At 44.1% G+C, this 9,527-nt stretch carries 10 protein-coding genes; 8 read left to right on the top strand and 2 right to left on the bottom strand.

The window, feature by feature from the left end; translation table 11 throughout:
• Positions 1-183 precede the first annotated feature (183 nt).
• From RTR76_RS15865 to RTR76_RS15855, 3 genes are all read left to right on the top strand, one after another.
• Positions 184-738 carry a DUF5698 domain-containing protein gene (locus RTR76_RS15865; RefSeq protein ID WP_312522414.1) on the top strand — a complete coding sequence of 185 codons (555 nt, stop codon included), beginning with the start codon at positions 184-186 and terminating at the stop codon, positions 736-738.
• Positions 739-886: 148 nt separating this feature from the next.
• Positions 887-1,972 (top strand): alanine/ornithine racemase family PLP-dependent enzyme, encoded by a 1,086-nt coding sequence (locus RTR76_RS15860; RefSeq protein ID WP_312522421.1) that lies wholly within the window; start codon positions 887-889, stop codon positions 1,970-1,972.
• The gene (locus RTR76_RS15855) at positions 1,965-2,417 is read left to right on the top strand and encodes a GNAT family N-acetyltransferase (RefSeq protein ID WP_312522412.1); all 453 of its coding nucleotides are present in this window, start codon (positions 1,965-1,967) and stop codon (positions 2,415-2,417) included. Before RTR76_RS15860 ends, RTR76_RS15855 begins: the two co-directional genes overlap by 8 nt.
• A gap of 61 nt (positions 2,418-2,478) precedes the next feature.
• Here RTR76_RS15855 and RTR76_RS15850 read toward each other — a convergent pair whose 3' ends face one another.
• The gene (locus RTR76_RS15850) at positions 2,479-3,396 is read right to left on the bottom strand and encodes a fumarylacetoacetate hydrolase family protein (protein WP_312522410.1); all 918 of its coding nucleotides are present in this window, start codon (positions 3,394-3,396) and stop codon (positions 2,479-2,481) included.
• Positions 3,397-3,640: 244 nt separating this feature from the next.
• On the opposite strand from RTR76_RS15850, the gene RTR76_RS15845 reads away from it, so the two are divergent.
• The gene (locus tag RTR76_RS15845; protein ID WP_312522406.1) at positions 3,641-4,615 is read left to right on the top strand and encodes a D-glycerate dehydrogenase; all 975 of its coding nucleotides are present in this window, start codon (positions 3,641-3,643) and stop codon (positions 4,613-4,615) included.
• Between the two features lie 64 nt (positions 4,616-4,679).
• Here RTR76_RS15845 and RTR76_RS15840 read toward each other — a convergent pair whose 3' ends face one another.
• Positions 4,680-4,826 (bottom strand): hypothetical protein, encoded by a 147-nt coding sequence (locus tag RTR76_RS15840; RefSeq protein ID WP_312522399.1) that lies wholly within the window; start codon positions 4,824-4,826, stop codon positions 4,680-4,682.
• A 306-nt stretch (positions 4,827-5,132) separates the two neighbouring features.
• On the opposite strand from RTR76_RS15840, the gene RTR76_RS15835 reads away from it, so the two are divergent.
• From RTR76_RS15835 to RTR76_RS15820, 4 genes are all read left to right on the top strand, one after another.
• Positions 5,133-5,558, top strand: coding sequence for a MarR family transcriptional regulator (locus tag RTR76_RS15835; RefSeq protein WP_312522397.1), 426 nt, complete (start codon positions 5,133-5,135; stop codon positions 5,556-5,558).
• A gap of 149 nt (positions 5,559-5,707) precedes the next feature.
• Entirely contained in the window at positions 5,708-6,847 is a 1,140-nt protein-coding gene (locus tag RTR76_RS15830; RefSeq protein WP_312522395.1) for an acyl-CoA dehydrogenase, read from the top strand.
• 46 nt (positions 6,848-6,893) lie between these two features.
• Positions 6,894-7,679 carry a short-chain-enoyl-CoA hydratase gene (locus RTR76_RS15825; protein WP_312522388.1) on the top strand — a complete coding sequence of 262 codons (786 nt, stop codon included), beginning with the start codon at positions 6,894-6,896 and terminating at the stop codon, positions 7,677-7,679.
• 670 nt (positions 7,680-8,349) lie between these two features.
• Positions 8,350-9,510 carry an ABC transporter substrate-binding protein gene (locus tag RTR76_RS15820; protein ID WP_312522385.1) on the top strand — a complete coding sequence of 387 codons (1,161 nt, stop codon included), beginning with the start codon at positions 8,350-8,352 and terminating at the stop codon, positions 9,508-9,510.
• The last annotated feature ends 17 nt before the right edge of the window (positions 9,511-9,527 follow it).

Genomic DNA, 9,527 nt, shown 5'->3' with positions numbered 1-9,527 from the left:
AAAAGTACATAACCGTATATTTGCCTATTACTATATTCCGGGAAACAAAAATAGAGGCTGCCTCAAGCGTTAGTGCGGTAGCCTCTATTTTATTTTTTTGCAGACCTTGAAAGAAGCGAGGGGACTATTTGGCAACTGCATAAGAAGCAAGGATACCATGTCTTGTGCAGGGGAATTATAAGCTTGCCGGGTTCAATTTCTTTCGGCAAGGAGATGATAGCAAGAGTGGAGTTTGCAGGATATATTATTATTTTTTTTGCAAGAGTAGCGGATGTATCACTTGCCACCATTCGAACAATCATGCTGATGCGCGGGCAAAAGCTGTTTGCTGGTGCTATAGGCTTTGTAGAAATCCTAATCTATATTGTTGCATTACGTTATATATTTAACACCTTAACCGAATGGACCAGCCTTGTTTTCTATGCGTTAGGTTTTTCAGTAGGGAATATAGTGGGTGTATGGCTGGAAGAAAAGCTTGCTATGGGTTTTTTAATTATGTGGGTGATTACACAGCAGGACGGGGTGGCTTTTGCTGCATATCTTCGTGAGCAAGGCTTCGGTGTCACTCTTGTATCTTGCCAGGGGAAAGAAGGCAGCTATCATTTACTCAATGTCGTTCTCGAACGGAGACGCGTGAAAAAGCTGGAACGGCTGATATTTGAATGGGATGAAAAAGCATTTGTTACGGTATCGGATGCAAGGGCAATACGGGGCGGCCATTTTGTTACGACGCGATAGGACACAATCGCAGGTTGCTTTGACGATTCTTAGGCTAAGCAGTATAATAATACTAACAACCTTTAATTGTTTTTAAAGTTGCCTGCTCTGAATACATACTTGATGTGTAGTTAAGGTGATATGAGAGGTTAGGAGTGAAGGCTTTGTGATGAACAGCATTGTACTTGAGGTTGATTTAGATAAAATAAGAACAAATACAGCCAGGATTGTTGAACAGTGTCATGCGCAAGGAATAGCCGTACTGGGGGTAACAAAGGGTTTCACAGCAATCCATCAGATTGTGGGTGCTATGATTGAGGGCGGAGTAGATGGGTTAGCAGATTCAAGGCTGGAGAATATCGAAGAACTTAGAAGCAGAGGTTTTGGTCAGTCGATAACACTGCTAAGAATTCCTCGGCTAAGTAATGTAGAAGAAGTTGTTCGCTATGCCGACGTCAGTGTAAATTCAGAGGTAACTGTTATTGAGGCCCTGGGCCAGGCTGCCTGGCAAGCTGGCCGGGTACATCAGGTTATTCTCATGGTTGATGTTGGTGATCTAAGGGAAGGCGTCCTGCAAGGAGATGTACTGGATTCGGTAGAACGGATATCCAAAATGAAGGGAATCTATTTGCAAGGATTAGGCACTAATATGGGCTGCTTTGGCGGGATATTACCAGAGCAGGAGAACTTGAGTGTGCTCGTTAACTTGAAAAATACCGTACAAGATAAGCTGGGAATTGCGATTGATGTAATATCCGGCGGTGGTACTTCTTCGCTGCTTTTAGTAGAATCAAAAAAAATGCCTGCAGGTGTTAATCAGCTGAGAATCGGCGAAGGAATTCTGCTGGGTACAGACACAACCAACAGCAGAATCATTCCGGGGCTTTGCCATGATGCATTTCGACTGCGTGCTGAAGTTATTGAAGTAAAGTATAAGCCGTCTGTGCCAATCGGAAACGTTGGCCGGGATGCTTTTGGCAATATTCCGCATTTTGTCGATAAAGGAATAAGAAATAGGGCCATTCTGGCCTTGGGAAAGCAAGATGTCAATATTGATGGAGTCATGCCGGTAGATGCGAATATCGAGGTCATGGGAGCGAGCAGTGATCATCTGATTGTGGACATTACCGATTCACAGCGAGAAATACATGTGGGAGATGAGATGTCCTTTCATTTGACATATGCCGGGCTTCTTTCTGCTTGTGATTCCAAATATGTAAAAAAGGAATATAAGGAGAAAAAAAATAATGATTGAAGAAATAAGTGCCGTTGAAGCAGCGGTTATTAGCCGTTTGGTTGAATTAGACAGGGAAGCCTTCGGCAGTGGTGGCATGAATGAGTGGCATCTCGTACCCCTTATCAGACATGGCCGTGTTTTCGCAGGCAGGCGCGAAGGAATAATCGTAGGTTCCATCCAGTATATGCTGGACTGGAATGACTTCAAGAAGGCGTATTTGGTTGGAGTATCGGTTTGCCAAAATTGGCGGGGCAAGGGTATTGGGACGGAACTGCTAACGGAAAGCTTTCAGCAACTAGCCCAACAAGGCATTAGAGAGGTGGAATTGACCGTAGATCCAGCTAATACCGGAGCGGTAAAGCTGTATGAAACGAAGCTTGGTTTTATAGTCTCTGAGTTCCGTAAGGCTGAATATGGTGAGGGACAAGACAGGCTGGTGATGAAGTGTATGTTGCCGGCATAATTGTCCCCCTATATAGAGATATACCCCTGATCGTGCAACGCACGATCAGGGGTATATCTGTTTAATCAATAACAGTATTGGATAGTGTCCCTAGTCCGCTAATTGTTAATTCTAACACATCGCCAGCCCTTAAAAACTGCGGCGGTTTACGTGCAGCGCCAACGCCTGCAGGAGTGCCTGTCGAAATAATATCGCCCGCCTCAAGGGTAATGCCTGCTGAGATAGTACTGATTAATGTTGGTATAGTAAAAATAAAATCAGCTGTTGATGCATGCTGCCGCGTTTCGCCATTGACTGTTAAGGATACGGTTAGGTTACCTGGATCGGGTATCAAGCACTTGTGAGCGATATAGGGGCCCATAGGTGCCGATGTATCGAGGCTTTTTCCCCGGAACCACTGAAGATGATGCTTTTGTAAATCTCTTGCCGTAATATCGTTCAGAATGGTATAACCGAAGATATAGTCCATTGCTTCTTCCGGTTTGATGTAGGAGCCGCGCTTACCGATAATTACAGCTAATTCTACCTCATAGTCAAGTGCTTGGGTAATCTGACTATGACTTTTAATCCCCGCTCCCGGCCCGATTACGGTAGTTGGAGCTTTAGTGAAAATTACGGGATATTTCGGAATGGCCACATCGGGATTCGCTGTTTGATCAAATTCCATAGCGTGCTCTGCATAATTTTTGCCAATGCAGAAAATGTTTTTGAGAGGACGGGGAATTGGTGCTAATAAGCGGACCTGATTAAGCTGCAGCAGCAAACTGGTGTCAGGATCGTTGGCCGATTTTACTGCAATTGCCTGTACTCTTTCAAGGGCAGAATCACCTTGCTCAATCAGAGCAAGCATAGTAGACGGCAGTTTTACGTCTCCTAAATAACGGCGTTCGCCTGCCTCCAACGGGATGATGTGTTGTCCGGAAGCTGCTAGTAAGCCAAGTGCAGACTGACCGGCATACTCATATGTAATAAAGCGCATATAGAGACCTCCTTTAATGCATCAAGGGATTGCTGCTTTCTTTATACCATAATTTGCTAATAAATAAAATAGCGATTAAGTAACCTATGGACGATAACGGAAAATTATCTTTGAAAAGCAGACTTGTCTGCTTCGCAAGGCATGCAGGATTCTAGCCAAAAGTAGGGAACCCAATCAGTACTAGTTAAAGTCCAGGAAATTATTTTCTGCTGCTAAGTTGAAAAATGAGAATTGAGGTGACGCAATGAGCAAGTACAGAGTCGTGATGACGAACAAATTAATGGAACCGGCATTTCAAAAGGTGCTACATAATTGTGAGGTAAAGGTGTGGGAAAAACCGGAGCCTATTCCAAGAGAAACGCTGCTGGAATGGATTAAGGATGCTCAAGGACTTGTATCCAGCGGCAATATTCGCGTAGATGAGGATTTGCTGCGTCATGCTCCTGAGCTTAAAGTCATTGCCCAGGCGTCAGTCGGCTATGACAATGTTGATATTGCAGCATGCACCAGCAAGTGTGTCCCTTTCGGCAACACTCCCGGAGTGCTTGTAGAAACGACTGCCGAACTAGCTTTCAGTCTTTTGCTTTGCGCAGCCCGCAGGCTGCATGAGGGTTGGAATTTTGTTCGGGGCGGCCATTGGGTGCCGGGGAAAAGCATCCCTTTTGGCATGGACCTTACCGGCAAGGCGCTTGGCATCGTGGGCATGGGGCAAATTGGTGTTGCAGTGGCGAGAAGAGCCCGGGCATTTGGGATGAACATTATCTATCATAATCGCAATCGACGGACTGATGAAGAAGTAATTGGGGCCGAATACCGGTCTTTTGAGATGCTGCTTGCAGAGGCGGATTGTATTATTGTACTAACACCGTTATCGGAAGAAACGAAGGGGCTTTTTGGGCGAAAAGAATTTGCTCAAATGAAGCCAACTGCTTATTTTGTCAATGTTTCGCGAGGAGCGGTCGTTGATACGCAAGCCTTAATAGAAGCTTTGGAAACTGAAAAAATCGCCTATGCTGCACTCGATGTTACCGACCCAGAGCCGCTGCCGGGATCACATCCGCTGTTAAAGTTGTCCAATATTCTTATTGTACCTCATATTGGCAGTGCAACAGTCGGAACACGGACAGCTATGGCAGAGCTTACGGCTGATAATTTACTAGCCGGGCTGGCCGGTAAGCCGCTGCCGGCCTGTGTGAATACGGAAGTAAACTATAAGTAGTCTTCAAAACTGAACAAGAAGATGCCTGAAATTGCAGCTGATTGCAACCTCAGGCATCTTTTAATCAGCAATAGGAGTAATAGATTCTGGCAATACCGCAGGCTGTAGATGCCGGGTTCTCATGGTTAATAACCTGATGAGAATCAATTAAATGGCTCACAAGGGTAAGGAGTTGGGTAGAACCGAATGAAAAAATAGCGCAACGCATCATAAATACCTCCTTAAACAGCTAATGATATTTCGCACACAAAGTATGTGAATAAAATGATAATTCGAAATTTGTTTGCATTGTGATATTTTGTTAACAAAATATAATTTGAAAAAAATATGCAAATTTAATTTGCGTGCAAAATACTTCTGGCTTTTATTATAATGCTAATCATTTTAAAGTCAAGATTTTTTTAGAATTATGCTACGCATTAAAAATAGGAAAAAGTATTTGCAAAGTTTTCAAAAAACAATTAGAATAATAATGTGAACGCAAAATATTAGTAAACAAAGTATAGGGGTAAATAATGTGCTAGAGATTTTTGATAATGTTTGTATTTTACTCGCCAAATCTGAGCAGAAGCATTTTCAGTTTACAAAAAAACTATTAGAAGAACACGGCCTCGGCATAACACCCGGCCAATTGGTAGTATTGTATGCCCTGTATAAGGGAGATGGCGTATCGATTACGGAATTAAGTAAAAAAAGTTATCTTGACAATTCAACTCTTACGGGATTAATTGATCGTCTGGAACGGGCTCATTTCGTATCAAGAGTGGATGTGCCTGAGGATCGGCGTTCGTATTATATATATCTGACAGAAGAAGCAAATGCAATTCGTGACCAGGCTATCGCTATTATGCAAAGTGTTGCAAAGACGATGCTGGAAGGCTGCAGCGAAGAAGAAGTTCGTGTCTTCCGTAAAGTACTATTAAATATATATGAGAAATTATAATTTCTCTTTTTTTTAGTTATAAATTTTGCGTGCAAAATTACAATATCCAAAATTATTGTATAAATAATTTCTGTTAGTTGAAGGACGGTGAACGTAGTAGTTAGCTTGTTATGGAATTTTTATTAAAAAATGATGTGGAGGTACAAAAAATGGAATTTGTTTTAACTGCCGAGCAAGAAAGTATCCGGAAAATGGTGAGAGATTTTGCAGAAAAGTCAATTGCCCCATCCGCTGCAGAGCGGGATGAAAAGGAACTATTCTCCCGGGAAATATTTGATCAAATGGGTGAGCTTGGCTTTTTAGGCCTGCCTTATCCGGAAGAATATGGCGGAGCAGGCAGTGATTTTCTGTCTTATGCAATTGCAGTTGAAGAAATATCGCGGATCTGCGGATCAACAGGGATCGGTTTATCTGTTCACACTTCGTTATGTGCCTGGCCGATTTTTAATTATGGCACAGAAGAGCAAAAACAAAAATACTTAAGACCTCTTGCAGAAGGCGTGAAGTTAGGTGCATTCGGCCTAACCGAGCCCAATGCCGGTACTGATGTGGCTAATGCCTCCACGACAGCCGTTCGTGATGGTGATTATTATCTGCTAAATGGTACTAAGGTGTTTAATACCAACGGTGGAGAAGCGGAAATCGAGGTTATTATTGCCTCAACGAATAAGGCCGCCGGTATCAAAGGGATGAGTGCTTTCATTGTAGAAAAAGGTACACCCGGATTATCCTTTGGCAAAAAGGAAGTGAAAATGGGCATTCGCTCTTCCGTGCAGCGGGAAGTAATTATGGAAAACTGTCGGGTTCCTGCCGGTAATCTGCTAGGCAAGGAAGGGGATGGCTTTAAAATTGCTATGACTACCTTGGATGGCGGGCGGATAGGCGTTGCCGCACAAGCAGTTGGACTTGCTCAGGGGGCACTTGAGGCCGCAATTAAGTATGCAAAGCAAAGAATTCAATTTGGCAAGCCGATTGCAAGCAACCAGGCAATCAGTTTCAAGTTAGCCGATATGGCGACAAAAGTTGATGCAGCCCGTTTCCTTACTTATCGGGCTGCTTACAATAAATCCAGGCATCTACCTTATTCGAAGGAAGCAGCCATGGCCAAAATGTTTGCTTCTGATGTGGCGATGGAGGTCACCACTGATGCCGTTCAGGTATATGGCGGGTATGGTTTTAGTCGTGAGTATCCCGTCGAGCGCCTGATGCGCGATGCTAAAATTACACAAATTTATGAAGGCACGAATGAAGCGCAGCGAATGGTAATTGCAGGGAATATATTACGGTAGGAGGCTCACAGGCCCAAATAACGGATAAGAAAAAGGAGTAGTTCATATGAGGGATTATGCAAATTTGCTGTTTCAAGTAGAAAATGGTGTCGGCATGATTACGATCAACCGACCTAAGGCATTAAATGCACTAAATTATGATACCCTTCAAGATCTTAGCGATATATTCGATCAAATGACCGGTGACGATACCGTAAAAACAGTGATCATTACGGGCAGTGGCGAAAAGTCCTTTGTTGCCGGTGCGGATATTACGGCAATGCTGCCAATGTCAGCTGTTGAAGGCCGTAAATGGGCTAAATTTGCGCAAGGTATATTTAATAAAATTGAAAACTTCCCTAGGCCGGTAATTGCTGCTGTTAATGGGTTTGCACTTGGCGGCGGCTGCGAGTTAGCAATGGCTTGTGATATACGCATTGCTTCTGAAAAGGCCAAGCTCGGCCAGCCGGAAGTGAGTCTGGGCATTCCACCGGGATTTGGCGGGACACAGAGATTACCCCGGCTGGTTGGTAAGGGGCGTGCCAAAGAGCTGCTGTTTACTGGTGATATGATTGATGCTGCCGAAGCATACCGCATTGGACTGGTCAATCAGGTAACAGCACCGGAAGCGCTGCTCGATAAGGCGAAAAGCGTGGCGCAGACGATCATGTCTCGCGGGCCTGTAGCGGTAGAATTGTGTAAAGCTGCCGTTAATGAAGGCCTTGATGTTGATCTGGAGTCGGGAGTTGCTTTTGAAGCGGAGGTATTTGGGCTCTGCTTTGCCACTGCTGATCAAAAGGAAGGAATGTCTGCATTTGTAGAGAAGCGTAAAGCTGCCTTTACAGGTAAATAAATAAGTGATAGCGATACAAAAGCTTCGTTAGTATAACTGTACGAAGCTTTTGTATTTTTTAATGTAACAGTGTAAATTAAAATGAGCAAAACTATTGACAAAAGACGAGTGTCCTGTGATAATGAATAACAAGTACAAAGTATATCGTGAGGAAGTGCATCTAGGGTTCCGCTGTTACAAACAGGTCTGGTCCGAGCGATGCAAGTGCGGCAATGGTGCTGCGCCACACCGTGAGTACAAAAGACTCTGCGGAAGGTTTCTTGCTTCAGGAAATCTTCTGCAGTTTTTAATTTCATAAGACGATACGTAAAAGTAATGATTGGGATAAAAGCAACAGGGAAAACGTCCAGAGAGCCGGCGGATGGTGCGAGCCGGTACGTGACTGTTGCCGTTACTTCGCCCATGAACTCTTTGGCTGAGTGTGTATACTGGATTCAAGTATACTTTAGGCCTAAGCGCGATCCGGCGTTAAGGATGGTCCGGCAATAATTGCCGGGCCAAGAGTATAATTGTAGGGTGGTACCGCGATTCCACGCCCCTACTGGCAGGTTACCTGTTCCAGTAGGGGCTTTTCTATTTTAGTAAGAGGAGGGATGACCCGAACGATCTTTGCTTGGCCTTATTACTTAGATTTTACCGGAAATACAAGAAAAGAAGGGTGGAAATAAGAATGAATAAAATGAGAAGTGGGATACGAAAGTGGACAGCGGCAGCTCTTATTACAGTATTTACAGCTGTTGCAGCCGGATGTGGCGGTGGTCAGGCTCCGGCACCGGGGAGTTCGGCAGGAGGCGGTGCAGCTAAAATCGGGGTGGTTTCTTTTCTAAGCGGCGGCGGTGCTGCTTATGGTGAGGCGATCCGCCAGGGCCTGGAGCTTGCAAGAGATGAAATCAATGCTAAAGGCAAGACCAAGCTAGAACTTGTTTTTGAAGATTCAAAAGGTGAAAAAAATGAAGCAATCAATGCAACTAATAAGCTGATTCATAAAGATAATGTACTGGCGATTATTGGACCTACCTTGAGTGGTGAAATGTTTGCTGCCGGTCCTATTGCCAGTCAGGCTGGGGTTTCTATTATGGGAACTTCTACTACCGCCGAAGGAATTACCGATATTGGTGAGTATGTATTCCGCAACTCGCTGCCTGAGTCGCTGGCCCTTCCGAATGTAGTTAAAAAAGCGAAAGAAAAATTTGCACTGAAAAAAGTCGCTGTCATGTATTCCAATAACAACGATTTCACCGTATCTGGATTCAAGACATTTGAGCAAGCGATTAAAGATAATGGCCTGGAGACGGTAACGGTAGAAACCTTTGCTGATAAAGATACGGATTTCTCAGCCCAGCTCACCAAAATTGCAGCTCTTAAACCGGATGCTATTATCATTTCAGCCTTATATCAGGAAGCTGCGCTTATTCTAAAAAAAGCCCGGGAAATTGGCATTACCGTTCCTGTCGTTGGCAACAATGGTTTCAACTCGCCCCAATTAATTAAACTTGCAGGCAGCGCTGCAGAAGGTACTGTTGTGGCCAGTCCCTGGTTTCCTGGCAAGGATGACGAAAAGGTGAAAAATTTCGTAGCTGCTTTTAAAGCGAAGTACAATAAAGAGCCGGATCAATTCTCTGCGCAGGCCTATGATGCTTTATACATTATGGCAAACGCAATCGAGAATGCTGGGACGACAACAGATCGTAAAAAACTGCGTGACAGCCTGGCAGCCGTAAAAGATTTTCAAGGCATAACAGGCAAGTTTGCATTTGATGCTAAGCGTAATCCGGCAATGGATGTAACCATCCTTGTTGTTAAAGATGGTAAATTTACCGAACTGAAATAAGAAGAGGAAGCAAGTAC

Origin of the sequence: Anaerospora sp. (assembly GCF_032013335.1) — a bacterium.
GTDB lineage: Bacteria > Bacillota > Negativicutes > Sporomusales > DSM-15969 > Anaerospora.
This window is presented reverse-complemented; position numbering and strand designations above follow the sequence as displayed.